This is a genomic window from Umboniibacter marinipuniceus (assembly GCF_003688415.1).
Lineage (GTDB): Bacteria > Pseudomonadota > Gammaproteobacteria > Pseudomonadales > DSM-25080 > Umboniibacter > Umboniibacter marinipuniceus.
This window is the reverse complement of the sequence record NZ_REFJ01000005.1, coordinates 258,030-284,625: the sequence shown is the minus strand read 5'-3', so window position 1 is coordinate 284,625 and position 26,596 is coordinate 258,030. Positions and strand designations below refer to the sequence as shown.

The following is a 26,596-nucleotide window of genomic DNA, read 5'->3' as shown; positions in this document are numbered from 1 at the left end:
AATCAACTTCCGTCAATTAAAGCAAGTAACAGCTTGCCAATAAAGGAGCCCGAAGACGAGGAATAGAAGCCCTGCCCAGTGGTAGCCAACTGCTCCATTACTCTCGCCGCATCAGGATTGTTCTTTGGGTCCGTAAGAACCACCGACACAGTCTGGCTCACGTCGCCCGACGACCCTGACGCAAACTGGCGAACAAGACCTTCAGCACGACTCTGGTAGGTCGCCACATCATCCGTAAAGACAACAATTCTCCGCTCTTTGGCTTCAGGTCTAAAGGGCATCGCGACCGCTATCTCCAGTCCCGCAGATAGCGCCTCGCCTTCGTAGAGATAGTCTCCACCGCCAATACCCCAGCCTTCTCGAACCTGACCAACAAAACGATTCAGCGCCTCAATATCTTGCTCACTGGACATTTCACGGAGATTAAATACTTGAGTAGGTTGATCAAAACCATAATCACCAAAAGTGACAATACCCACTGAAAAGGTGGGAGCCAAACGCGCTAACAGCGCGACTAAGTCCGAAGTGGTATTCTTCAACCCCTCAATGGACTCATCCATACTGCCAGTAACATCCAGGACAATCACAAGATCAATGTCCTTGAGTACGAACGCCTCTTCTGGAACCGGTGGACATACCGGGCAGGTTTGAACCACTGGATCGGGACAGGCCGCGGGGACCGGCAGCACCGGCGATGGTTCAGGACAAACCGGCGCCGGCGGCGTTTCCGAGGTTTTAGGGAAGAACGGTAGAGCAATCACAGCAAGGAGAATAAACGCTCCCATTGCCGAGGCGAAGAGATCCACCGCCGACATATTAAACGCACTGACTTCCCGCTTTTTACGCTTCATAGCTCAATCCAGTAGTTCCACGTTAAGGAAGACACCACCTAGCGCCAACTTATCTCCAGCCGTTAACGCCACCACCTGCCCAACTTGAAGCGGGACATCATTGACCTGCGTTCCGTTCGAGCTGCCAAGGTCAGTCAACTTCAAGCCGTTATCTTCCACCCAGATACGAGCATGAGTGCGTGATACCTGAGGATTGGCAATCACCACCTGCGCTTGCGAGGCATTCTTACCTATCACTAAGCCATTTTCCGCCTGCCGCAGCGCGCCTCCATCAATACGAACCCGATAAGGGTTGCCACCGCCGTCATGGCCGCTTAGCAGCACATCGTTAAACCGCGCCTTGGCTTCATCTAACGCTGTTTGACGCTTGCGGGAGCGAATCACTACCAGTAATAGCACCACTAGGCCAATCACACCGGCAAGTGCGCCAATAAGCGTTAACTGCTGTTTTCTTGAAGCTTCCTGCTCGGCACGCGCCATCGCTTCTTCTCGGGCTTGCTGCTCTGCTTCGAGCGCTGCGGCGGCGGCCGCGAGCTCCGCTTCTTGTTCAGCGGCTGCAGCGGCTTGTGCCGCCTCAGCTTCCTGACGCTGCGCCTCCAGTTCGGCTTCGCGAGCGGCGAGTTCCGCCTCAGCGTCGCGGGCAGCGGCCGCCGCGGCTTCTGACTGTTCGCGCTCGGCCTCCGCTTGGGCAGCAGCTTCCTCCGCCGCCTGTCGCTGTGCCTCAAGCTCAGCTTGCTGTTCCGCTAGCTCCGACTCAATGCGCTCAAGCTCCTCTTGAGCGGCTTGGCGAGCGGCATCAGCCTCTTCTTCTAGACTAGGGCACGCATTGGCAGCGATTGATATTTTGACCTGATTATTCTGCAACAGTGTGACCAACGCACTAAGGCCCTTCGCATCTACGGGAACCTCAGAGCCGCTCAGCTCAGAGGCGAATACGCCCGAAAACTGATCGACATTCCAGCCAGCTAATTCGCCACAGCGATTCAACACCATGGCGCCCACTTCGTTGACTGCATAGCTCACATCATGCTGAAAGATACCACCATCAAGCTGAGCCAAAACGAATCCACTTCGCTGCTCAGCAGCGGTTAACAACGCAATGCGTTCCCCTGCTCGCAGCTCGCTAGCACTGAATGTCAAAGGTTGAAAGTTCGCGCCGTTTACCGACAAAATGCTAAACCCGGTTTCACGATCAGAGGCCAACACGTCCGCCTGAAGTCTGGCACCACTAACGGGGTCAACCACAGCAACGGTATCGCCATTATCAAGCAAGCTGCGGCGGGTCACGACCACCTGTTGAGTAACTGGAATGGCGAGCCCCTCAGCAATCGTGTCACCTCGCTTATTTGACAACACCTCTAAGGCGGTCTGGGCAACCGTCGGCGCACTGACTAAGGCAGCTAAAATGGCGGTAGCTATGATGGATTTCATTCTGACTCACTCCCTTGCTCTACTTTGATCAACGCGATAGACACGTTGTCCTGTTTCGGGTGGTTTTCCCTATGAACGGCACGCATTAACTGCTCCGTAATACTATTTGCTGATTCACCAAGGTGCTCCCGCATCACATGAGCAATATGGCCATCGCTAAGCGTCTGAATACCATCTGACGCAAGCAGGAGCACATCATTACTCTGCAGTACCACCGCCTCATCGGCGATATCATTAACGACTAACGACTTCTTCCCCTGTAAGACATTCATAAGCTGGTGTCGCTTGGTGTTCGACCGTGCTTCCTCCCAACTGATATGTCCCGCCGCGGCCTCGCGATCTAAAAAGCCGCCGTAAGACTCATCAATATTAAGACGCTGGAGCTCACCATCGCGAAACAGCCACAACGGCGAGTCGCCAACGCTCAACCACCTTAACCCCTGTTTATCAATAAACAGTGACACCAAAGTCGTTCCCATTGATGCCAGTGCCTCATCGGCCTTGATGGCTTTAGCCAGGGCGTTATTCGCTGCACCTGCAAGCTGTAACCACTGCGCTGATAAATCATCAGCATGTGGGTCGAAGCGACTAACAATTGCATCGAGGGCCGCTGACGCAGCAACTTCACCGCCAACGGTTCCACCCATACCATCACAGACTACGGCCAACAACCGGTCATTAGCGAGGTATTGCGCAGTCACGCTATCTTGCTGATAGGCTCTTCGCCCCTGCCACTGGCTGACGCCTACATCAAATTCCAACATCTATTCCCAACCAAAGCCTTCGCCACAAAGTGCAACAAAGCGAAGGGCAGTAGCTCCTAGCTTCAGCTCATCAGAATTATTCATGGCTACCGGCATCAAGATAGGTGAACCGTTTAGGTAACCCAGCGACTTCCCGGTGCCTGGCCCCACATAAAAGGCTCGAGCGTTAGGATCATAAATGACCGTAATGTGTGACTCGCGAGAGATTTCACTATCACCAAAATTCAAATTGATGCGTGCGCCCGAACGCCCGACGGAATTTTGTCCGTAGCCGATGGTAACGACCTCGCCCTTACCTGGTCCGTCAGTGACCACTAACCAACCCACTGGAGGATCCTGCATCGCTACGGAAGTCTGTTCGGCTTCTGTTGGTGCGCCCGCTTCAGCAGCGTGAGTCGATGACGACGGTCGAGGCGCTCGGTAGACCTGAGTAGCCTCGTCATCTTCTTCAACTACCGCACTGACTGGTGCTTGTTTCGCGCCGCGAATATTGACTTCGACTTCCTCAATATCAAGCGCCCGTGTAGGGTCGGCCATCGGCGATGTGGCCCCTGCTGTCTGAGTCGAAAACGGTGCGGTCGCCTCATCTTCATCAAAGTTGCTTGGCGTACGTCGATCAGCGTTAGGGTCATAGGGAGCAGTGGCATCATCATCTTGATAATCTGCTTTAAACGGAACAGTATCTACAACGATGGGCTTCCCATCGGGGCCAATTTTTGCCGGCATAACAATTACCTCTCTTGCGATTCGTACAAACGATTAATGAGATTGTGTAGACAGTAGCGACCAATACGATTGACGCCCTCTTCTTCTTTCGCCTGCACAATATGAATAAGAAACACTAGTACGGCGGACTGCAGCAGCGCCACTAATGTTGTGTTAAAGGCAATGCCTAGCTTGGCCGTGAGCAGGCCCATCCACGCTTTAATTGCGTCACCATCAGTCACCTCAGGCATGTTGCCCGCCTCACCCAGCGCAAGGGAAATACCCACTACGGTACCAATGAAGCCCAGCGTTGGTAGCAACCAACTGATGTAGCGCAACATATTGTATTTAATATCGAGTTCGGCGTGAATGAGGTCCAACGAAGTGTTCAACAGGCTATCCGCCTGTGCAACCGAGTCATTGAGTCGGAATTGTTGAATAGTGCGCATTATCAATTCCTGAAGATAATAGAGACGCTGCGAACCGGCTCCGCGAATCGACAGCACGATACTTCCGAGGTCTTTGCCGCGCAATAGTGTTTCTTCATCTTCCGGGAGCAGCCTAAGCCCCAGCTGCTGCGCCTCAATATTGGCTCGCTGGTTACGAATCCATAATTCGCCAAGGCCAAAGAAAAAGAAAATCCACATCAAATTCTGAATGGTGAACGGATAAAGCTCATTCGCCCTATCAATCAGCACATCCACAATTCTGATTCCATCGGCAGGTGTATTCAACGCCAAATCAATGACTAAAATCCACACCGCTGCCAATATCACAGAGATTAACGCCACGGTTACCCTCAAGTGACTCTCTTTGATCTCCAAAATATTGGTCACGCCTTTTCTCCCTTTATAAAATCCTTCAACAGGCCACTCAAGCGGCCAATTTTAACCTTATCCGTCAATTTAAGCTGGCTGTTCTTCACGCTTTCCCAGTCACCATTGCGCTCCACAAAACAGCCGTGGGTCGAGTTCGCATCAACTAGCAGACAGTCGTCGCCATTAACGGTCAACTCACAGTGAAAGCGAGAGATACTTGGATCATCCAATACAATGGAGTTGCTCTGATCTCTGCCGAAGAAATAGGTGGTGAAGCTGCTCATGATTTACGCTCCAATTTAACCCGGTTAGCAACACTCAGAGTGTCACCAATTTCCCATCGGACTGGCTGCATCGGCGGGATCGACTGGCCATTCACCATCACCCCCGCCTGGCTATTCAGATCGGTCACCCAAAGTGCCTTGTCAACCAAACAAACACGAAGATGTCGCCTTGATATTGCCGCGTTCGCCAGTACCACGTGGCAAAAATTGGCCGACCGTCCAAAAACTTGACCATCCTTTGTTCGCAAGAGCGCTGGGTCCAAGTACAGCTTTGCCCCATCGATGTGGATTTTAAAGTCCTTACTGGTACCTGCGCTGGCGTTATCTGAATCCGCTTTTCTGGACGCCTGTTGTACCGAAGACCACGCTGGACTGGCTACTGTGCTAGCTGTTTCGGCAAACGGCTGCCTTCGACTTAACCATAGCAGGGCGCCACCGGCGACCAGTAACAGCCCTATCAGCCACCAACGCTTAGCTTCGGTTCCCTCAGTGGGCTCGGGCTCAGGGTTTGCCATCACCGGCCCGGGCGTCGGCGCGGGATTGGTTACGACTGGCCCTGGGTTAGGGTTGGTATCGATGACCACGGGATCCGCGCTTGTCTCGGGCGGCGTGGGTACCGTAACAGGATCATTAACAGGAGGTATAGTTTCTTCTGGCTCTGTTGGGCCCGGAGTTGTTACCGGGGCCTGTGGAAGTGGCACAAAGGCAATACCAACGGCGTCCAAGGCGTTCACCAGCGATTGAACTTCACCGCTCCCATGACCGAATAACTCCACCGCGGCACGTTGAAACTTCTCGCGCGCATCGCGGAAATCGCTGTACGGGTGCATCAAAATGGCGCCACTATGCCAGATAGTTAAGGCTTTGTAGGGACCAATCCCGGAGACCGTTGGCCCTGAGCCAAGACGTCGATGTTGACCACCCTCCGCCAATAGAAAAAAAGCGTGGTTGATGATGCCTGAGTTGTAATGAACGCCCCCCCAATCCCCGTCCGCCGTATTGGGCAGCTTAATATACTGATTCATGTGATCAGGCTGATCGTGATTATTTGGGCTGATCATATCGCGAAGCGGCTGTCCCACATCTCGCAACTGCCAAAGCGCATTTGAACGTGATTGAATATCAGCGGGATTATCGGGCCGCCCGGATTCTAGCCATTGACGGAAAACAACGCCAAAGGCATCGGCGAGCGCCTCATTGAGTGCGCCAGACTGAAACTCGTATTCTAAAGCGGAATTGTAACCAATAAATGCATGATAAGCCTCATGACCAACCACTTCTTCCAAGGCCATGGTTGTTTTACTAAAGGCGTCAAAGGAAAGTTCATTACCTTGGCGAACACTCATGGCATCGAAGACTTCACCGTCTCCACATTCGAAGGGTTCACCATTCGAGCCTCGGTTCATATTAACCAACAGATTGTGCCTTAGGCCTCTTCCGTCTACGCCGTCCATTCCCATCAGTCTACGGAAGGCATCGTAGTATTGAGCATTCTGGCTAATCGCCATCACTAACGGATCGCCATTACCCTCAAGGTGATTTCGATATACTCGGATATCACCATCAATTCGGCCAGATAGCGCCACCAAATAGCGCCACCATTGATCCTGCGAGGGGCGATTCTTATGTTGTGCACAGAATCGCTGATAATCAAAGATGTGGGCCACTGGCTGATTGGCAACCGTTAGCGATGAAAGACAAAATAGAGCGGTTACTAGGGCTAATCTAATTAACATAATTAAATTGCTCCTTTGGTGACCTTTCTCAACACCTCATTGCTGTGCGCATCAACGAGCACTTCTGTACGGGCGCGCATATCGCCACCCCTAAAGACCCAGACTAAGTGACTCTCGCCGGCCCGGGAGTGAACTTGCAGCGCCTCCGGCACTGCTGCCACGACACTGAAACTAACACTAGCGCTGGCCGTTTCCCATGCAGCTTCAATACTAACCGTGGGTTCTACATCTAAATTGACATCCACCGCAAGTGCGCCATCAAGCTCCACCAACACGTTATCTCTGCGAAGCACCACAAGGTTAGAGTCGTAGACGGGCAAGCCATTGTGAAACTGCCTCACTCGTTCAACCTCAACGCTCCCCACGGCGCCAGAATTAAACAACTCTACTAATTCATCATGCTCGCCAAGCCAACCCTGCTCCTGAAGCCAACCCGTAAGCAGTGCAGCATTCTCTTCGGCCGTTGCGCCGGCAGGAAGATCCAGAGGGATTTGCGTAGTAGTCTGAGTGGAACCAATGGGCTGATTTGCCGAGTTTTCGCTATTCTCGCTGTTAGCGGCCGCTGCGCGATCACCACCGTCCCCATCACCTCTAGACTCAGAAGAATTCTCACCGCTTGCTGGCGCTGAGTTGGTTGCCCTGGTGTTGCCAGAATCGTCAGTCAACGACGGTTCAAAGGCAAGATAAAGCGCGCCGGCGATAAGCATTGCGCCCATCAGTAGCTGTATTACCCGTTTCATAGTCAGCGTCCTGCAGTCAATGGGTTATTTGTTATGACACTATTCAAGCACGAAAAGTGCGATAGCTCAAAGTTTAACGCCATTTGAACGAGGATAGAATAACCGGCTAGCCTGATTAACACTGTTTAAGCGATAACAAAACCGTTAACTAGCCTGAATAATGGTAGGACGAGGATTTCACCCCGCATTCTCTTTTTGGAAAGCAAAAAAAAGGCCGCCAAAGGCGACCTCTTTTTGAACACTTTAGCAAACACTCGCTTACCAGCCAGTGATTTCCTTCAGTGCATCACCGATACCAGCCAAAGAACGAACTGTCTTCACGCCTGCATCTTCCAGTGCTGCGAACTTCTCGTCTGCAGTACCCTTACCGCCAGCGATAATTGCGCCCGCGTGACCCATACGCTTACCTGCTGGCGCTGTAACACCCGCAATGTAAGAAACAACAGGCTTAGTCACATTTGCTTTGATGTAAGCAGCTGCTTCTTCTTCTGCAGAACCACCGATCTCACCAATCATTACGATTGCTTCGGTCTTAGGATCATTCTCGAACATTTCTAGAATGTCGATGAAGTTAGAACCAGGAATTGGGTCACCACCTATACCAACACAGGTAGACTGGCCGAAACCGTGATCAGTCGTCTGCTTAACCGCTTCGTAGGTCAAGGTACCAGAACGCGATACGATGCCAACTTTACCTGGCAAGTGAATGTGACCCGGCATGATACCGATCTTACACTCTCCAGGAGTGATGACACCTGGGCAGTTTGGTCCAATCAGACGAACGCCCTGGTTATCACACACAACTTTTGCTTCAAGCATATCAAGCGTTGGGATACCTTCGGTAATCGCCACGATCAGCTTAACGCCTGAGTAGGCTGCTTCAATGATAGAGTCCTTACAGAAAGGAGCCGGTACGTAGATAACCGAGGCATCAGCACCAGTAGCTTCTACCGCTTCTTTAACCGTGTTAAATACCGGAAGCCCAAGGTGAGTTGTACCGCCTTTACCCGGCGTTACACCGCCAACCATGTTGGTACCGTATGCAATGGCTTGCTCAGAGTGGAAAGTACCCTGACCACCAGTGAAACCCTGACAGATTACCTTGGTGTCTTTATTGATTAATACGCTCATTATTTGCCCTCCGCTGCAGCAACAACTTTTTCAGCTGCATCAGTTAAGCTCGTCGCAGCAATTACGCCAAGACCACTTTCTGCCAATACTTTTGCGCCAAGCTCAGCGTTGTTACCTTCAAGGCGAACAACAACTGGAACTTCAACGCCAACTTCTTTCACTGCACCAATGATGCCGTCAGCAATTAGATCGCAACGAACGATACCACCGAAGATGTTAACCAAAACGGCTTTAACACTGGTGTCAGAAAGAATGATTTTGAATGCTTCCGTTACACGCTCTTTTGTGGCGCCGCCACCAACATCTAGGAAGTTAGCTGGCTCGCCACCGTGTAGCTTAACAATATCCATGGTACCCATTGCTAGGCCTGCACCGTTAACCATACAGCCGATGTTGCCATCGAGCGCTACGTAGTTAAGTTCGAACTGAGCAGCATGTGCTTCACGCTCGTCTTCCTGTGAAGGATCGTGCATTTCTTGGATATCTTTGTGACGGTATACGGCGTTGCTATCAATAGACACTTTCGCGTCAAGACAGTGCAAGTTGCCTTCGTCAGTGATAACCAATGGGTTGATCTCAAGAAGATCTAAGTCTTTCTCGGTGAACATCTTTGCCAAGCCCAAGAAGATCTTAGTGAATTGCTTCATCTGAACTGGGTTCAAGCCTAACTTGAAGCCAAGCTCGCGAGCCTGGTATGGCTGAGCGCCACAAACTGGATCGATGATGGCCTGAAGAATCTTTTCTGGAGTCTCTTCAGCTACTTTCTCAATCTCAACGCCACCTTCGGTAGAGGCCATGAAGATAACACGACGAGTTGAACGATCTACAACCGCGCCGAGGTAAAGCTCCTGAGCGATGTCGGTGCAAGTCTCAACTAAGATCTTAGCAACTGGCTGACCATTTTCGTCTGTCTGATAGGTTACAAGGTTCTTACCTAACCATTTGTCAGCGAAAGCATGGATGTCATCAAAGTTGTTTAACAACTTAACGCCGCCCGCTTTACCACGACCGCCAGCATGGACCTGGGCTTTAACAACCCACATGTCTCCGCCAATCTTCTTAGCCGCAGCTACCGCTTCTTCTGGGGTGTCACAGGCAATGCCATCTGACACAGGTAGGCCATACTGACGGAACAGCTGCTTACCTTGATACTCGTGCAAGTTCATTTTTTTACCACCTTAATTGTCCCTGGGGGAACACAAGAAAAGCGTCCTAGATAGATGCCCAATCAATGCAGCAAACAATTTACCTATGACGCTTCGATTAAAAACTTATATTTTACTTACGCTTCTTACGATTGGCTACGTGAATAGCGTGGCCGTTCACTGCAAGCGCTGACTCTTTAACTGTTTCCGAGAGTGTTGGGTGTGAGAAAACAATCATACCGATGTCTTCTGCTGTGGCACCAAACTCCATCGCGATAGCAATCTGTTGAACCAAATCAGCAGCCGATGGGCCAATGATGTGGAAACCAACAATACGATCTGTTTTCGCGTCGGCGATCATCTTCACAGTACCCTTGGCTTCGTTCGCAGCCATGGCTCGTCCAGACGCTGCAAACGGGAATAAACCAATATTGTAGTCGATGCCGTTCGCTTTCACTTGCTCTTCAGTCAAACCAACCGAAGCAATTTCTGGGTGAGTGTAGATCACATTCGGGATGATGTCGTAGTTGACCTGCGCCTTCTGACCAGCAATGCGCTCAGCAACCATAACACCTTCTTCAGAACCTTTGTGCGCAAGCATTGGGCCACGAACTACGTCACCACAGGCGTATACGCCTGGTACTGCCGTTGCACACTGCTCATCAACGAAGATGAAACCGCGCTCATCAAGCTCAACACCTGAATCCGCTGCTAATAGACCTTCAGTGAAAGGACGACGACCGACACAAACGATGAGTTTATCGAAAGTAACTTTCTCTTCTTCACCCTTCGCGTTCTGGTAGGTCACTTCAACTTCAGAACCATTCACTTTAGAACCAGTAACGCGAGCGCCAAGGCGGATGTCTAAGCCCTGCTGCGTAAAGGTCTTTTTCGCTTCCTTAGCAATCTGCTTGTCCATCATGAACAGGAAATCTTCCTGAGCTTCGAGGCACACTACGTCCGCACCTAAACGAGCCCAAACTGATCCTAATTCTAAACCGATTACACCCGCACCAATAACACCAAGACGCTTAGGTACTTCGGTGAATTCAAGCGCGCCAGTAGAATCGACAATGACATCATTATCAACCGGAGCAACGGGGATGTTGATAGGCACAGAACCCGTACTGATAATAACGTTGGCCGCGTCATAGGTCTCAACCGCGCCATCATTAGCGGTAAATTCAACCTGCTTATTAGCCAGCAACTTACCTTTACCAGCCAGTGCATCCACACCGTTAGCCTTGAACAATGCGGCAACACCGCCGGTCAAGTTCTTAACGATCTGACGCTTGCGACCAATCATAGCTTCTACGTCAATTTTGACGTCACTTGTTGAGATACCGTGTACGTCCAGAGCATCTTTCGCTTCATGGTACTTCCACGAAGAGTCCAATAGCGCCTTTGAAGGGATACAACCCACATTCAAACAGGTACCGCCAAGTGTTTGCTTACCGTCGGCATCAACCATTTTGTCGATACAAGCCGTTTTCAAACCAAGTTGTGCAGCACGGATAGCGGCAACATATCCCGCAGGACCCGCACCAATTACGATGACATCGTATTTTGTAGACATTGAGTAAAACCTTCCTTTAATTACACACCCAGTAGGATGCGTGCTGGATCTTCTAGCAATTCTTTAATTGTGACAAGGAAACCGACCGCTTCTTTACCATCGATCAAACGGTGATCGTAAGAAAGCGCAAGATACATCATCGGACGAATTACGACCTGACCGTTCTCAGCCATTGGACGATCTTGAATTTTGTGCATACCCAAGATAGCGGCCTGAGGTGGATTCAGAATCGGTGTGGAGATCAGCGAGCCAAACACACCACCGTTAGTGATAGTAAAGGTTCCGCCTGACATTTCTTCAATCGTCAACTTACCGTCACGACCACGAATACCTAGATCGCGAATGGTGTTTTCGATTTGAGCCATGCTCATGTTCTCAGCGTTACGAAGGCATGGAACAACAAGTCCCTTCTCCGTTGAAACCGCAACACCTACATCTTGGAAACCATGATAAACAATATCGTTGCCATCAATTGACGCGTTCACTGCTGGGTATTTCTTCAGCGCTTCAGTGGCAGCCTTCACAAAGAAGCTCATGAAGCCAAGGCGGGTACCGCCATTCACTTTTTCGAACTGATCTTTGTACTTGCTACGCAGTTCCATCACTGGCTGCATGTTCACTTCGTTGAAGGTTGTTAACATTGCCGTACTCTGGCTAGCATCCAACAGACGTTCAGCAATACGCTTACGCATGCGAGTCATAGGTACACGTTTTTCAGTGCGCTCGCCCGCTGGAAGCTGAATCTCAGCCGCTGGTGCAGCCGCCTTAGCTGGTGCTGCGGCTGGAGCCACCTTAAAGTTCACTACGTCTTCTTTGGTGACGAGACCGCCCTTGCCAGTACCAGTAATTGCCGCTGGGTCGATACCCTTCTCTGCAGCAAGTTTACGCGCTGCAGGAGAAAGAACTTTATCGCCTACTGTGACAGTTGCTTCATCGGCAGCTTCGCTAACAGGTGCTGCAGCAGCTGGTGCAGCAGCGGCTGCGCCCTCAGCAATTACTGCAATCACTTCGTTGCTCTGAATGGTGTCACCTTCACCGAATAACTGGGACTCAAGAACACCGTCAGCTGGCGCGACAACTTCGAGTACCACTTTGTCAGTTTCGATTTCAACAATCAGTTCATCACGCTCAACTGCTTCACCTGGTTGCTTCAACCATGCGGCAATGGTGCCATCCTGAACTGACTCGGGAAAAGTTGGTGCTTTGATTTCAATAGCCATTGTTTATATGCTCGCTTGTTTTGTGGGATTACCCATCAAGTGTTCAATAATTATACGCTTAGTGCGTCCGCTAGGAAACGCTTCTGTTGTTCAAGGTGCAAACTCATCGAGCCAGCTGCTGGAGCTGCCGAAGCCTCACGGCCAACATAGCTCAGCGCTAGCGTTGCATCGTGCTCGTTAACAGCACGGTGCAAGTGATGCTGGCTAGAGTACCAAGCGCCCTGATTCATTGGCTCTTCTTGACACCAAACAACGTCCTTTAGGTTCTTATAAGGCGCTAGTGCCGCGGCAAGTTCTTCCCGCGGGAACGGATACAGCTGCTCCAATCGGATAAAGGCCACATCGTCCTGGCCCGTTTCTTCTCGAGCTTCCACGAGGTGGTAGTAAACCTTGCCCGAACACATCACGACACGCTTCACTTTCGCCGGATCCGCGGCCGGATCTTGCAAGACGTTCTGGAAGCCACCTTCCGCGAGATCTTCAAGTGACGACGTAGCTAAGGGATGACGAAGGATCCACTTCGGACTCATTACCACAAGCGGGCGACGCATTGGTCTGACAACCTGGCGACGGAGCATATGGAAGACCTGTGCCGGCGTGGTTGGGATACAAACCTGAATATTATGCTCGGCACATAACTGTAAGAATCTCTCTAATCGTGCCGAAGAGTGCTCTGGACCCTGCCCTTCATAACCATGCGGAAGTAGCATAGTTAGGCCACAGAGGCGGCCCCACTTGTGCTCACCACTGGTGATGAACTGGTCGATAACCACCTGTGCACCGTTTGCGAAATCACCAAACTGCGCTTCCCAAATAACTAATGCATTGGGACGAGTTGTTGAGTAACCATATTCAAAGGCTAGTACTGCTTCTTCCGACAACAACGAATCATTAATAGTGAATCGTGGCTGATCTTCCGCGAGGTGTTTCATCGGAATATAAGATGAACCGTCCTTCTGCGAATGAACCACCGCGTGACGATGAGAGAAAGTACCACGACCCACATCCTGCCCGGTTAGGCGAACACTGGCACCATGATCCAAGACCGTACCGTAGGCTAATAGCTCGGCCATGCCCCAGTTGATGGGTAGTGCACCAGCGGCCATCTTGCGACGATCTTCATATATCTTCGTGACCTGGCGTTGCATCACAACACCATCGGGGACTTCACATAACTTCTGGCCTAACTCTTTGAGTTTGGCAATTGGATAGCTAGTGTCGCCAGCCGCATCCCAGTCGTGCCCTAAGTAAGGAGTCCAGTCAACGAATAGCGATGAATCAGGCTCGGAAACTAAGGCATTCGCCACGTCCTTACCGGAGTCTAGTTTCGCTCGGTACTCATTCATTAACTCACGGCCGAAACCAGCAGCGATGATACCTTCGCGCTCTAGTTTGGCAGAATAGCTGGTAAACGCACTCTTATGCGCTTTGATGGCTTTGTACATGAGCGGCTGAGTTGCCGACGGTTCATCAGTTTCGTTATGCCCACGACGGCGGTAACAAACCAAATCAATGACCACATCTTTCTTAAACTCGTTACGATAATCAACCGCCAACTGCGTAACAAAGAGCACCGCCTCGGGATCATCACCATTCACATGAAGGATGGGTGCCTCAATCATCTTAGCCACGTCAGTACAGTACATGGTAGAGCGAGCGTCTTCGCGATTATTGGTAGTGAAACCAACTTGGTTATTGAGAACGATATGAATCGTTCCGCCGGTAGTATATGCGCGAGTCTGAGACATCTGGAACGTCTCTTGAACCACGCCTTGCCCAGCAAACGCGGCATCGCCATGGATAACGATAGGAACGACGGTATTGCGAACGTCGTCATTACGACGATCTTGACGAGCGCGAACCGATCCTTCAACAACAGGCGATACAATCTCTAAATGAGATGGGTTAAAGGCCATCGCCAAGTGGACTTCGCCACCCGAGGTCATTACGTTTGAAGAGAAGCCCTGATGATATTTAACGTCACCAGAGGTATCCACCAAGGTCTTACCTTCGAATTCATCAAAGAGATCCGCTGGATTCTTACCCAAGATGTTAACGAGGGTATTTAAACGTCCGCGGTGCGCCATACCAATAACGATCTCTTTAGCACCGTGTGAACCTGAGCGCTGAATCATTTCGTCCAGCATAGGAATCAGACTCTCGCCGCCTTCAAGACCGAAGCGCTTCGTTCCTGGGTACTTTGAATCAAGGTGCTTTTCAAGCCCTTCGGCAGCGCTCATGCGCTCGAGAAGGTGCTTCTTAACCTCTGCACTGTACGCAGGCTTGGCTCGGACACTTTCGGTGCGCTGCTGCAACCAACGCTTCTCATCAAGATCCGTAAGGTGCATTGTTTCAACGCCTACAGGACCACAATAGGTAGCCTCAAGGGCGGCAATAATGTCCTTAAGGCTAGCCTCTTTCAGGTCGAAAAAGGTTGAACCTGTTTGGAACATGGTGTCCAAATCAGCATTCGAAAGCTTGTGATAAGCCAACTCCAACCAAGGAACGTGATCCTGCTGCGTGAGATTTAGCGGATCGAGCTTGGCCTTTTGGTGACCTCGCGAGCGATAGCCAGCGATAAGCTCCATCACTGCAACCTGCTTGCGCTCATGATCAATATCAGCACTGCCTTCGCCGCGAACAACAAGCGGACGGCTCTGATTTTTGGCCATTAACTCAAACTGGTGAATAATTTCGGAGTGCGGAACGTCTTGGGCGTGAGAGCCCTCCACGCGAGGGAGTTTTTCAAAGTAACCGCGCCAGTCCTCTGGGACCGCGTTCGGGTCAAGCAAATAGCTTTCGTAAAGTTCTTCAACATAGCTCGCATTTCCACCTGACAGGTGCGAGGTACGCAGAAGCGCTTCCATAGAGTTATCTTGCATTGCAAGTCCACCACTTATGGGCGTGTAAACCGCCGATTTTTACCACATTTAATCCTCAAAAAGGCCGATGATCACATTCATCGACCTTTACTACGAGGGATTATCAACGCTAGAGACACAAGTTGCAATGTCAACCTAGATACGTAATTAGTCGCATACTAAGTTAAGACCATAACCGCGAACTTTGCAGTCCAATGTCTTTGGCGTCTGGAATTTCTGCGAATTCCTTAATCAATAACGCGCAGTTTAGACTGCGCGCTGAAGTAACATTGTACGAATATGACCAATCGCTCGCGTTGGGTTCAATCCCTTCGGGCAAACATTGACGCAATTCTGAATACCATGACAACGGAATACGCTGAATGGATCATCCAACTGAGCAAGTCGCTCTTCAGTTGCTGTATCTCGACTGTCCGCCAAGAAACGATAGGCCTGAAGAAGACCGGCTGGACCGATAAACTTGTCTGGATTCCACCAAAATGATGGGCAGCTTGTTGAGCAACATGCACAAAGAATACACTCGTAAAGGCCGTCAAGCTTCTCACGATCTTCAGGAGACTGAAGACGTTCAATAGCCGGAGCTGGGGTATTATTCTGAAGAAACGGTGTTACTTTCTCGTACTGAGCATAGAACTGGCTCATATCCACAATCAAGTCACGCACAACCGGCAAACCTGGAAGCGGGCGAATAACAAGTTTACCGCCACGTGAAGCTGAGCTCACGGTGGTAATACAGGCCAAACCGTTCTTACCGCCCATATTCATCCCGTCCGAACCACAGACACCTTCGCGACAAGAACGGCGATAGGTAATGGACTCATCCTGCTCTTTAAGCATGCCAAGTACATCAAGTACCATGACATCTTTACCTTTAAGATCAACCTCAAAGTCTTGCATGTATGGGGCAGCATCGACTTCTGGGTTGTAGCGATATACGCTTACTTTCAACATCTCTGATCTTCCCCTTAATTAGTAAGTACGTGCTTTTGGCTCGAAGGTTGGAACAGTCTTCGGCTCAAAGTTAACATCGCGCTTAGCAATTGATTTAGTCAATGGGTTGTACATAGTGTGACACAACCAATTCTCGTCATCACGTTCCTGGAAATCGTCACGAGCGTGCGCACCACGACTTTCTGTGCGCGCTTCTGCCGCCACAGCTGTTGCTTCGGCAACCTCAAGTAGATTCTGCAGTTCGAGCGCTTCAATTCGCGCCGTGTTGAAAGCATGTGTCTTATCCGCAACGTAGACGTTTTCAATACGCTCACGAAGATCCTTCAACTTCTCGATACCATCGGCCATGAAATCACCGCGGCGGAATACACCAAAGTGATTCTGCATAACATTCTGCAGTTCCTTGCGAAGCGCAGCCGCGCTCTCGCCTTTTTCCGAACCATTCACTTTGTTCAGGCGAGACATGGCAGCTTCGATATCACTATCGCGCGCTTCCTTCATCTCGATACCTTCACGCAACGCTTTTTCAATCGCCAAGCCTGACGCACGTCCAAAGACCACCAAATCAAGCAATGAGTTACCACCTAAACGGTTAGCGCCGTGAACCGAAACACACGCTGCCTCACCACAGGCATAAAGACCACCGATAACTTCAAGGTTACCGTTATCGCCCATCGCCAAAGCTTGGCCATCAATATTGGTTGGAATACCGCCCATCATGTAGTGACAGGTTGGAACAACTGGGATTGGACCGTCTGCTGGGTCAATGTGCGCGAAGGTCTTAGACAACTCGCAAACACCCGGCAGGCGTGAGTAAAGAATATCCTTACCAAGGTGATCAAGCTTAAGATACACGTGATCGCCGTCTTCACCGCACCCACGACCTTCTAGAATCTCTAGCGTCATCGAACGAGCAACAACGTCACGCGAGGCAAGATCTTTGGCGTTCGGCGCGTAGCGCTCCATGAAACGCTCGCCATCTTTATTGACCAGATAGCCACCTTCACCGCGACAACCTTCAGTCACCAGTGTGCCAGCACCCCAGATACCAGTTGGGTGGAACTGCCACATTTCAATATCCTGCACCTGGTAACCAGCGCGAAGCGCCATACCAATGCCATCGCCGGTATTGATGTGCGCGTTAGTAGTTGACGCATAAATTCGACCTGCACCACCGGTAGCCATTACCGTAGCTTTAGCTTTAACGTAAACAGTCTCGCCGGTTTCCATGCAGATTGCGATAACACCCGTGGTGTCACCGTCTTCGTTCTTAACGATATCAACCGCATACCATTCGTTTAGGAAGACAGTCTTGTTTTCCATATTGTTCTGGTACAGCGTGTGAAGCAAAGCGTGACCGGTACGGTCAGCCGCGGCGCACGTTCTGGCTGCCTGCTGTTTCACATCATAATTCTTTGACTGACCGCCAAACGGACGCTGGTAGATTCGGCCATTCTCTGTACGCGAGAACGGTAGACCCATGTGCTCAAGTTCGAAAACGGCCTCGGGTCCAATCTTACACATGTATTCGATAGCGTCTTGGTCACCGATGTAGTCAGACCCCTTTACGGTGTCATACATGTGCCAGCGCCAATCATCATTAGGATCGTCACTCGCGATAGCACAAGTGATACCACCCTGAGCCGAAACCGTGTGTGAGCGAGTAGGAAAAACCTTCGAGACAACGGCTGTCTTGAAACCAGATTTAGACAACTCTAGTGCTGCACGCATGCCCGCACCACCGCCACCTACAATGACAGCATCAAAAGAAATAGTACGCATCGTAGTCATGTGTTAACCCCACAGAATCTGGAATGACCAGACCATATAAAAAACAAGAATAATAAAACCAATCAACTGCAGCAGTAGGCGAAGAAAAGTAGCCTTGCCGCCCATCATGCGTTCGGTAACGTAGTCGGACAAAACTGCCCACCAGCCGATCCATGCATGACCTGCAAGAGAAAGAATTGCGAGCAAACTAAACACCTTCACCCAAGTTGGTGCAAACGCAGCCGACCAAGCAGAGTAAGTTAACTCAGGGGTACACAGCACAACGAATCCAACATAGAGGAAGAAAGCGAGCAGGATAACTGCACTGAGACGTTGAATAACGAAATCGGCAACGCCACTGCGGCCGAGACTAGTAACTGACTTTACCATAACCAAATCCCCACAACGATGGCTTGAACAACTGCGAGCGCAATAACGATCCGCGCGCCGAGACGGCCACCTTCAAGCGTCTCACCCAGACCAAGGTCCATCAGAAGATGACGAACACCGGCAATCATGTGGTAGCCGAGACCGACCAACACAAACCAGAGCACAGCCTTCGCGACCGGAGATGACAAACACTCCTTAACTTGCGCAAAGCCTTCTGGACCTGATAGTGAAGTGTCGAGCATCCATAGTAGGACGGCCACACCAAGTAGCAAAAACACACCGCTTATACGATGCAAAATTGAAGCATACGCAGTAATCGGTAATTTGAGCGTCGAAATATCTAAATTGACTGGTCTATTTTTGTTCACAGCTGAACCTTTTTTTGTTGCATCTATAGGACTGTACATACTAAGCAGCGACATTGGATCACAACCTTAGTACGAAGCGCTCGCACGACGGGATTATATTGACCCGTCAGTCGCCTTACAAACTCTGTTGCGAAACAGTGATGTATGCGGACTATAAGCGGGCTGAATATTAGCAAAAAAAACGCGACTAGCGGTACTAAATTAGCGATTTTTAATGAAAAATCACCATTTGTACGAGATTGCACCTATACAAGCCATCTATAAAAATTTGACATGACTCTAAGGCAATATATAGTGTCGCTCCAATAGCTGGAGTGTCTGTATCTTTAATGAACAGCCATCCAACTCACGTAAACTATCGTAGAATAGTTGACGCAGCGGGTAGCTACCATATTTTGGTGTTTTTATACCCACTCTCCCGTTCCGGGTCTATACTATTAAGCCCTGCGGACCGAGCGCATAGCTCATTCAAAACCAGATTGATTCAGGAGTCGCTAAATGAGCGAAAAAATGGCACGCCTTACCATCGATGGCATGGACGAAGCATTAGAATTCCCAGTTTACAGCGGAACTATCGGACCTGACGTAGTAGACGTCCGAAGCCTAGTGAGCAAAGGTTTGTTCACCTATGACCCAGGCTTCGTCTCCACCGCGGCAACGGATTCTGCAATCACCTTTATTGATGGCGGTAAGGGTACTTTGTTACACCGCGGCTACCCTATTGAACAACTTGCCGAGCAGTCAGACTTCCTTGAAGTTTGCTACCTTCTTTTGAACGGTGAGCTCCCTAACGCCGATCAGAAAGCCGAATTTGTCAACACAGTGACCCGCCACACCATGGTGCATGAGTCAATCGCTGACTTCTTCAAGGGCTTCCGTCGCGATGCTCACCCAATGGCTATCATGTGTGGTGTAGTAGGTGCATTATCAGCGTTCTACCACGATTCGCTAGACATCACTAACCCACGTCACCGTGAAATCTCAGCATTCCGCTTGGTAGCGAAAATGCCAACGCTTGCAGCCATGACCTATAAACATGGTATTGGCCAACCGTTCATTTATCCGCGTAACGACCTATCATTCGCAGAAAACTTCCTGCACATGATGTTCGCTACCCCAGCTGAAGAATACAAAGTCAACCCAGTCCTCGCTAACGCGATGGACAAGATCTTCCTACTTCACGCTGATCACGAACAAAACGCTTCAACATCAACGGTTCGCCTTGCAGGCTCTTCAGGTGCTAACCCATTCGCGTGTATCGCATCAGGTATTGCAGCACTATGGGGTCCTGCTCACGGCGGTGCGAACGAAGCAGTTCTGACCATGCTGGAAGAGATTGGTGACGAGTCTAAGATCGACGAATTCGTCGCTCGTGCCAAGGACAAGAATGATCCGTTCCGACTAATGGGCTTCGGTCACCGCGTTTACAAAAACTACGATCCTCGCGCAACAGTTATGCGTCAGTGCTGTGATGAAGTTCTGGCAGAACTTGGTCTTGAGAATGATCCACTACTTAAGATTGCTAAGCGTCTTGAGCAGATCGCACTGGAAGATCCTTACTTCGTTGAGAAGAAGCTTTACCCGAACGTTGACTTCTACTCTGGCATCATCTTGAAGGCCTTGGGTATCCCAGTTGAAATGTTCACCGTGATCTTCGCAACAGGCCGTACTATCGGCTGGATCTCTCACTGGAATGAAATGATTAGTGGTTCGTACAAGATCGGTCGTCCACGCCAGCTTTACACTGGCGCTGCACCACGTGACTTTGTTTCGCTAGACAACCGATAAGTTCGCGTCAGCCAACAACATCGGAAAGGCTATCTCCAAGCGGAGATGGCCTTTTTTTATAGCAGATGAAAGCACTGATCAGTGGGCGGATACTAATCCAACGCACCACCTACACGCGTAAACGCTGCTGGCTGACCAAGGGGCGCGGGAACCTTAACTACCTCTCCGTCGACCGAGCCTGAATAGATATCGCCCGTCCACCAGTGTCGCCACTCGCCCGGCGGTACAATCACAACCACCTCGTCAACCCCTTCATCGAGGACCGGAACAATAAGTAGATCACTCCCCAAAAAGAACTGCTGATAACGCAACCCCCAAAAGCGAGAAACCGTTGGAAATTCCACTAGCGGATGGCGAACTGGTGGAATCCCAGTTCGTTCCATTTCCCGATAGAGCTCTCGGCGATAGGGTGCCAACATGGTAAACAGCTGTGTCATCGCTCGCGTAGCGGTTATAGCTGCCTCATCGTAAACTTGCACATTCAAATCAGGAAGGTTGCCTTCATGTGAACGAAAAATAAGCCCGAAGGCATTCAATTCAAGCCAACGTTGGAGTAGCTCCGAGCTACGATGGATTGAGATAGCTGAGTGTTCAATCGTGGTGTAGCCGCCAATATCCGAGTGATTAACTGCCATACCTGAAAGCGACGCCGACAGCAGCCCCGTCACGGCCGATTTAATGCCATCGTGCTCATCCCAGTCAACCAGTTGATCTCCTAGCCAGAAAACACTGCCGCTGGCAGCTGAGCCAGTAAACGCCGAGCGATGCCAAACTAGTGAGTCATCAAGTTCTAATTGTTCCGCCAGAGATTGATTGAACTGACTCCATAGTACTGGATAACGGTTATGAGCTGCGTGACCATGCTGGCTATCCCCGCCTGGATAGGCTTCAGCAAAATCTGCCATCCAACCACTCCAGCCCAAGTCCGCCACTTCGGAGACAAGCTCTTGTTGAAATACTTCGCTCACTTCAGGCTGAAAAAGATCCACCAAATTGGCTGAAAACGACGAGTTAGGAAAGCTTACAGGAACCCCGCTTTCATCCTCCACAAACGCATCAATAGCGCTCAGTTTGTGCCAGATGTCATCATTAACCTCCAATCTAGGCGACTCAACCACAAAGGGATTTAAATAACCCAGCACCCGAATATCTTCGTCCGCCAGCCGATCAACCTGCTGCTGCCAATTGGGATAATGCGCTTGATCAAGAGACCAATTCCACCAGAGCTGCTGACCGAAGCTAGTCTGACGTTGACCAACCCAATCCTGCAACCATACTGCGGCCAGAGGGACCCCAGCATCGCGAAGACGCTCAACTTTTGGCCAAGCTTCACGGCCACCCTGAACGCCCACGATTAAGCCACTATCGACCCATGATGGCGGAGCGCTCATGCGGCCAGTGTCCGCTGTAAACTGAGCGATGAATTGCTTCGGCGTATCCGCCAAATACACCTTTACGGTAAGCGCGTGCGTCGCGGCACTGATAATCACCCTATCCGATGAGCGAAAATCAAACCAACTGGGCTCGCTATTCTTTAACCAGAATGCTCTCCCCTGCGAACTAAAGAACCAGGGCACGGGCGCATAACTCGAATGCCATTTACCGCCAGCTCCAGCCGCCCAATCAACCATGGAAGTAAGTGGTTCTCGCCCCCGACCAATTCCCTGTTCCGAAACAATAATTGGCAACAGCAGCCCACGCATATTGAGGCGGCTAAACTGGGCGCCAAAGCCGATAGCCGCCTCGTCTTTTTGCATCTCAATCATCAGGCTAAGCAGTGCGTCGGGAGTAGCGCCAGCTGAGGCCGGTTGCGCCAATTCAAAGCTAAGCTGCTGATCAGAATGCGCCTGTATGGTCAAGTTATAAGGGAATAGCTGATCGCCACAATCTAAGTGACCACTAACTATCAAGCGCTCATCATTATCTAAGACACTTTGGACCACTTGTTCGCAGCTCGACCAGGCTAAATCAACCTCGGAAGAAATCATCCCACGATGCTCAGTTAATCTGACCTGTTGAGGGTTAATATCCACGAAACGCTCACCGCGAACGTTCTTGAGAACAATATCACCATCCCGGTCACGAACAATTAGGTGCCAAGGATTCAGCTCCACACTCACTGACCCAAGTTCCCAACTGCCGACAACCTCAACACTCAGGTCATTACGCTCCCAGGACCACCAGCGCCAGTCATCAAGAAAGAAGATCAGCATTAATAGTCCAACCAACCCCATACCCTTTAGAACTTTCATATTTCCTCTACTTAGTGCTAGGCTATGTAAATTATTGTTATATCAACTGATTACTAGCCTAGCGTAAAAACGCAGGAACCACTAGGAAGCTCAACTTGAAAAAAGGTGAACTGACCAAGCGCGATATAATAGAGGCCACGTTGCGTGTCATCGCCAAACATGGCGTCCATGGCACAACATTCCGTGCCGTTGCCGATGAAGCAGACATCAAGTTATCCCTGGTGGGCTATCACTTCCCAGATCGTTCAGTACTGCTTAGAAATGCCATTGCCATTCTATTTAGCCGCCAATCCAGCTTAATCAATAACGTATTCAATGAAATCTTCGGTTTAATTGGCAAGTTCAATCAACGCGACTTCCGCCGATCCATCTCGCGCGCCGAAATTGCACTGCTACTTTCCGACGCCGTGACCGATGTCATCTTCAACTACTACTTGTCTGATCGAGTTGATCCAAGAGTCCTCTTGAACCTCAAATTTGATATTCACCCTGACCCAGCATTGATTCACGTGCGCAATCTAGGGCATCGATCTTTGAAAGCTTATCTCATTGAGCTTTGCCGACAGATTAACTCCGATAGCCCAGTGGATGACTCAAGATTACTCGCCGGCGTATTCACACTGTTTGAACTGGAATCGCTGCAACAACGCCGCCCCGATTACCGCAAAATTCACAATGCCGTCTGGCAGTGTTTTAGCCATATCCTAAATGTTTCTGGTAGCCTTCACGAGGTATCAGAGCGGGTAAAACGGCATAAGATGACCTCCTACGACGCACTTTTAGACCAGGACGATCTATTTTCCTCGCTATAGTTAGTTCCGCGGCTTGCTCCAACTAGCCCCCTAATTTAAACTCCGCGCAACTAAGGAGTTGCCATGTATATCTTTTCCATAACAGCTGTTGCCCGAGTAGATCAGGACGGACTAACCGCCGGTACATCAAGACCTTTCATTGTCTACATAAATTTTGCTGACTTATTTGGTTCCCGAGCGCTAGCTCAAGCTTATTTACTCAAGGCGGGCTTCCATAAACTACGCTTCGATGATCAAAAGCACCTTAGTGCCGAACAACTTAGTGATCACGCCACCGTAGCCGGCAACAAACAAATCGTTGAGGCATTGAAGCACGGCTTCTCGCTACAAATGTTCGAAAGCCACTGAGTAAACAAGCGATCCAGCCACGGAGACTAGCTAATGAAAACAGAACTACTTAGCCCCGCGGGTTCATTACGCGCAATGCGCTATGCCTTCGCCTATGGTGCCGATGCAGTCTATGCAGGACAACCCCGCTATAGCCTTCGTGTGCGAGAGAACGAATTCAATAAAATGGATGTCATGGCGGCTGCCATCGAAGAGGCCCACAGTCTCGACAAACTGTTCTTCATTGCCAGTAACCTATCTCCACATAACAACAAAGTGAAAACCTACCTCCGCGATATGGCGGACGTCGTAGCGATGAAGCCAGATGCCTTCATCATGAGCGACCCAGGCCTGATTGCGATGGTTAAGGAAACTTGGCCGGACCAAGAAATTCATTTATCGGTGCAATCGAATGCCGTCAACTTCGCTACCGTGAAGTTTTGGAAGAATATGGGCATTAGTCGCGTCATTCTTAGTCGCGAGTTATCGCTCGACGAAATCGAAGAAATCCGCCAAGAGTGTCCAGATATAGAACTCGAAGTCTTCGTTCATGGCGCTCTTTGTATGGCCTACTCTGGCCGTTGCTTGCTCTCTGGCTATATTAATCACCGAGACTCCAATCAGGGAGCCTGCACCAATGCTTGCCGTTGGAAGTATCAGGCTACCCCTGCCGAAGAAACTGCCGAAGGCAATATCCAAGCCAACATGGAAGTGGGGACCTTCGAGCCAAAACCGCTTCAAATGGTACTCCAAGACGTTACTAAGCCCGACGAGATCATCCCCGCCTATGAGGATGAAACGGGTACCTATTTCATGAACTCTAAAGATCTTCGTGCCATTCAGCATGTTGAGCGGCTCATGAAAATGGGCATCGATAGCCTAAAAATTGAAGGCCGAACCAAGACGTATTTCTATGCCGCCAGAACGGCTCAAGCCTATCGCCAAGCGATTGATGATGCAGCCGCAGGGCGCCCATTCAATATGGCCCTGATGGATGACTTGGAGTCTCTGGCTAATCGAGGCTACACGGAAGGCTTCTATCGAAGACACGTCCCGGGCGAAATGCAAAACTACGAAAATGGCAGCTCGAAAATGCACCAGCATCAGTTCGTTGGTGATGTCACCTTTGTAAAGGATGGCTGGGCCACCATTGAAGTGAAGAATAAGTTCTGTGTCGGCGATATGATTGAGATCATGACGCCAAAGGGCAATCATAAACTGCGCTTAACAGCGATGCGTGATAAGCGCGGAGATGAGTGTTCAGAGGCGAAAGGCTCCGGCCACATCGTCACGATTCCTTGGCCAGCTCATGCTAACCCTGAGCACGCTATGATTCTGCGCGAGCTTCCGGTAAACAAAAACACCTAAGCTGTTGCTTTTATTGCAGAAAACGGTTGACAGGTGATGCGTAGTTGCTAAACTGCGCATCGTCTTTAGGGGCCTTAGCTCAGCTGGGAGAGCGCAACACTGGCAGTGTTGAGGTCAGCGGTTCGATCCCGCTAGGCTCCACCAAACAAAAAAACCTGATTCATTGAATCAGGTTTTTTTTCGCCTCCTGTTTCACCTCATTTTCCCCTCATAGCCCTGACTACGCAGATTATCCTTTCGGCGAGAAAGCCCCACTACCCAACCCCAAGTCAGAAAGAATTCGACCTTTTCGCAGCGAATTACTGCCAAAAGCGTCATTCTTGATCTAGGGTTTAAGAGGATGATTTACTAACAGGGTCTTACGATATGAAAAAAACAACTACGACGTTAATGATGGCAACCCTCTTTCTGGTAGCTTGTAGTTCATCGCCTGAACCAAAAGAAGAAACGCCACTTGAACATCATTTTGATGACCATGAACATCATCACGGTGTGGATGGACACGTTACTCATCATGAACATCATCATGGTGATGATGGCCACGAATCAGAGCATGAACACCATCATGGAGATGACGGACATATTTCCGAGCATCAGCATCATCACGAGGATACTGATCATGCTAGTGAACATGAACATCACCATATGAGTGATGATAGTGATCAAGGCGACCATCACCATCACCACAATGACGATTAAGCGCTGTCAGTAACTACGCGCTCCGTTAGAGGGTCTCTCTTTGGAGCGCGGTCAACTTCGTATAGCCGACTAGACCCCTAGATACTTTCTATTAGTAACCACAGCGACCTTTGTTGCGCAAGCAATCACTAGTTCTTCTTAATGGACTTGAGGATGATGGTTGTCTCCATATCATCAATGGCTTCGATGGCCGCTAATTCTGTTTTTAATTTCGCCTCAAGGTCATCCAGACTCTCGCTATGAAGGCGCAGCATATAATCATATCTCCCAGTAATGGTGCTGCACTCGGTAACATAATCCAACCGTTCTATGGCGGCTTCGAATAACTGTGCTTCGCTAATGCCGTTTCGGCGTAACTTTATTGAAACTAATGCACTAACATTTCTACCCATCTTTGCGGGATTAATTCGCGCGTGATAGCCGGTGATAACGCCATTCTTCTCGAGCTTTCGTACACGGCGCGAGCAGGGAGATGGCGAGAGATTAATCGCCTCCGCTAGCTCGGCATTACTCAACCTTGCGTCGCGCTGCAAAAGACGAACAATTTTTTGATCAACTAAGTCAATTTTTAGCACAAAACCCCCTTTA

General features: G+C 50.1%; 24 protein-coding genes and 1 tRNA gene. 6 read left to right on the top strand and 19 right to left on the bottom strand.

All coding sequences use genetic code 11. The annotated features are described in order from the left end of the window. Positions 1 to 2: 2 nt before the first annotated feature. The 17 genes from DFR27_RS11235 to sdhC all read right to left on the bottom strand — a co-directional run bounded on the left by DFR27_RS11235 (position 3) and on the right by sdhC (position 18,762). Positions 3 to 851, bottom strand: coding sequence for a vWA domain-containing protein (locus DFR27_RS11235; RefSeq protein WP_121877558.1), 849 nt, complete (start codon positions 849 to 851; stop codon positions 3 to 5). A 3-nt stretch (positions 852 to 854) separates the two neighbouring features. Continuing rightward, entirely contained in the window at positions 855 to 2,282 is a 1,428-nt protein-coding gene (locus DFR27_RS11230) for an FHA domain-containing protein (protein WP_121877557.1), read from the bottom strand. Next, positions 2,279 to 3,046: a PP2C family protein-serine/threonine phosphatase gene (locus tag DFR27_RS11225; RefSeq protein ID WP_121877556.1), complete on the bottom strand. Its 768-nt coding sequence runs from the start codon at positions 3,044 to 3,046 to the stop codon at positions 2,279 to 2,281. Before DFR27_RS11225 ends, DFR27_RS11230 begins: the two co-directional genes overlap by 4 nt. Continuing rightward, positions 3,047 to 3,772: an FHA domain-containing protein gene (locus tag DFR27_RS12670; RefSeq protein ID WP_211327627.1), complete on the bottom strand. Its 726-nt coding sequence runs from the start codon at positions 3,770 to 3,772 to the stop codon at positions 3,047 to 3,049. Between the two features lie 5 nt (positions 3,773 to 3,777). Beyond that, a complete protein-coding gene (locus tag DFR27_RS11215) occupies positions 3,778 to 4,587 on the bottom strand; it encodes a MotA/TolQ/ExbB proton channel family protein (RefSeq protein ID WP_211327626.1) in 810 nt (269 codons plus the stop codon). Beyond that, positions 4,584 to 4,853, bottom strand: a complete 270-nt coding sequence (locus DFR27_RS11210) for an FHA domain-containing protein (protein WP_121877555.1) — start codon at positions 4,851 to 4,853, stop codon at positions 4,584 to 4,586. The genes DFR27_RS11215 and DFR27_RS11210 overlap by 4 nt, the downstream gene beginning before the upstream one ends. After that, positions 4,850 to 6,589 carry a M4 family metallopeptidase gene (locus DFR27_RS11205; protein ID WP_121877554.1) on the bottom strand — a complete coding sequence of 580 codons (1,740 nt, stop codon included), beginning with the start codon at positions 6,587 to 6,589 and terminating at the stop codon, positions 4,850 to 4,852. The genes DFR27_RS11210 and DFR27_RS11205 overlap by 4 nt, the downstream gene beginning before the upstream one ends. 2 nt (positions 6,590 to 6,591) lie before the next feature. After that, the gene (locus tag DFR27_RS11200; RefSeq protein WP_147434539.1) at positions 6,592 to 7,329 is read right to left on the bottom strand and encodes a hypothetical protein; all 738 of its coding nucleotides are present in this window, start codon (positions 7,327 to 7,329) and stop codon (positions 6,592 to 6,594) included. 258 nt (positions 7,330 to 7,587) lie between these two features. Further along, positions 7,588 to 8,460 carry a succinate--CoA ligase subunit alpha gene (gene sucD, locus DFR27_RS11195; RefSeq protein WP_121877552.1) on the bottom strand — a complete coding sequence of 291 codons (873 nt, stop codon included), beginning with the start codon at positions 8,458 to 8,460 and terminating at the stop codon, positions 7,588 to 7,590. Next, positions 8,460 to 9,626: an ADP-forming succinate--CoA ligase subunit beta gene (gene sucC / locus DFR27_RS11190; protein WP_121877551.1), complete on the bottom strand. Its 1,167-nt coding sequence runs from the start codon at positions 9,624 to 9,626 to the stop codon at positions 8,460 to 8,462. The genes sucD and sucC overlap by 1 nt, the downstream gene beginning before the upstream one ends. 112 nt (positions 9,627 to 9,738) lie before the next feature. Further along, positions 9,739 to 11,181, bottom strand: coding sequence for a dihydrolipoyl dehydrogenase (gene lpdA, locus DFR27_RS11185; RefSeq protein WP_121877550.1), 1,443 nt, complete (start codon positions 11,179 to 11,181; stop codon positions 9,739 to 9,741). A gap of 20 nt (positions 11,182 to 11,201) precedes the next feature. Continuing rightward, positions 11,202 to 12,401: a 2-oxoglutarate dehydrogenase complex dihydrolipoyllysine-residue succinyltransferase gene (gene odhB / locus DFR27_RS11180; RefSeq protein ID WP_121877549.1), complete on the bottom strand. Its 1,200-nt coding sequence runs from the start codon at positions 12,399 to 12,401 to the stop codon at positions 11,202 to 11,204. Between the two features lie 50 nt (positions 12,402 to 12,451). After that, the gene (locus DFR27_RS11175) at positions 12,452 to 15,283 is read right to left on the bottom strand and encodes a 2-oxoglutarate dehydrogenase E1 component (protein ID WP_121877548.1); all 2,832 of its coding nucleotides are present in this window, start codon (positions 15,281 to 15,283) and stop codon (positions 12,452 to 12,454) included. 246 nt (positions 15,284 to 15,529) lie between these two features. Next, complete coding sequence (locus tag DFR27_RS11170; protein WP_121877547.1) at positions 15,530 to 16,234, bottom strand: succinate dehydrogenase iron-sulfur subunit; 705 nt, start codon at positions 16,232 to 16,234, stop codon at positions 15,530 to 15,532. A gap of 18 nt (positions 16,235 to 16,252) precedes the next feature. Then, positions 16,253 to 18,025, bottom strand: coding sequence for a succinate dehydrogenase flavoprotein subunit (gene sdhA, locus DFR27_RS11165; RefSeq protein WP_121877546.1), 1,773 nt, complete (start codon positions 18,023 to 18,025; stop codon positions 16,253 to 16,255). Positions 18,026 to 18,028: 3 nt separating this feature from the next. After that, a complete protein-coding gene (gene sdhD / locus DFR27_RS11160) occupies positions 18,029 to 18,394 on the bottom strand; it encodes a succinate dehydrogenase, hydrophobic membrane anchor protein (RefSeq protein ID WP_121877545.1) in 366 nt (121 codons plus the stop codon). After that, positions 18,388 to 18,762 carry a succinate dehydrogenase, cytochrome b556 subunit gene (sdhC, locus tag DFR27_RS11155; RefSeq protein WP_121877616.1) on the bottom strand — a complete coding sequence of 125 codons (375 nt, stop codon included), beginning with the start codon at positions 18,760 to 18,762 and terminating at the stop codon, positions 18,388 to 18,390. The genes sdhD and sdhC overlap by 7 nt, the downstream gene beginning before the upstream one ends. A gap of 498 nt (positions 18,763 to 19,260) precedes the next feature. Between sdhC and gltA the strand changes: the two genes are divergently transcribed. Then, on the top strand, positions 19,261 to 20,550 hold the full coding sequence (gene gltA / locus DFR27_RS11150; protein WP_121877544.1) for a citrate synthase: 1,290 nt from the start codon (positions 19,261 to 19,263) through the stop codon (positions 20,548 to 20,550). Between the two features lie 92 nt (positions 20,551 to 20,642). On the opposite strand, the gene DFR27_RS11145 is transcribed toward gltA, so the two are convergent. Next, positions 20,643 to 22,802, bottom strand: coding sequence for an alpha-glucosidase (locus tag DFR27_RS11145; protein ID WP_121877543.1), 2,160 nt, complete (start codon positions 22,800 to 22,802; stop codon positions 20,643 to 20,645). A 95-nt stretch (positions 22,803 to 22,897) separates the two neighbouring features. Here DFR27_RS11145 and DFR27_RS11140 point away from each other — a divergent pair, with 95 nt between their 5' ends. The 5 genes from DFR27_RS11140 (at position 22,898) to DFR27_RS11120 (ending at position 26,008) form a co-directional block, all read left to right on the top strand. Then, on the top strand, positions 22,898 to 23,614 hold the full coding sequence (locus tag DFR27_RS11140) for a TetR/AcrR family transcriptional regulator (protein WP_121877542.1): 717 nt from the start codon (positions 22,898 to 22,900) through the stop codon (positions 23,612 to 23,614). A gap of 63 nt (positions 23,615 to 23,677) precedes the next feature. Then, positions 23,678 to 23,962, top strand: a complete 285-nt coding sequence (locus DFR27_RS11135; RefSeq protein ID WP_121877541.1) for a hypothetical protein — start codon at positions 23,678 to 23,680, stop codon at positions 23,960 to 23,962. 33 nt (positions 23,963 to 23,995) lie between these two features. After that, positions 23,996 to 25,309, top strand: coding sequence for a prephenate-dependent tRNA uridine(34) hydroxylase TrhP (trhP, locus tag DFR27_RS11130; RefSeq protein WP_121877540.1), 1,314 nt, complete (start codon positions 23,996 to 23,998; stop codon positions 25,307 to 25,309). A 68-nt stretch (positions 25,310 to 25,377) separates the two neighbouring features. Beyond that, a tRNA-Ala gene (locus DFR27_RS11125) sits at positions 25,378 to 25,453 on the top strand. Positions 25,454 to 25,702: 249 nt separating this feature from the next. Then, on the top strand, positions 25,703 to 26,008 hold the full coding sequence (locus DFR27_RS11120; RefSeq protein WP_147434538.1) for a hypothetical protein: 306 nt from the start codon (positions 25,703 to 25,705) through the stop codon (positions 26,006 to 26,008). A gap of 128 nt (positions 26,009 to 26,136) precedes the next feature. Here DFR27_RS11120 and DFR27_RS11115 read toward each other — a convergent pair whose 3' ends face one another. Further along, positions 26,137 to 26,583, bottom strand: coding sequence for an Lrp/AsnC family transcriptional regulator (locus DFR27_RS11115; protein WP_121877538.1), 447 nt, complete (start codon positions 26,581 to 26,583; stop codon positions 26,137 to 26,139). Positions 26,584 to 26,596: the final 13 nt, after the last annotated feature.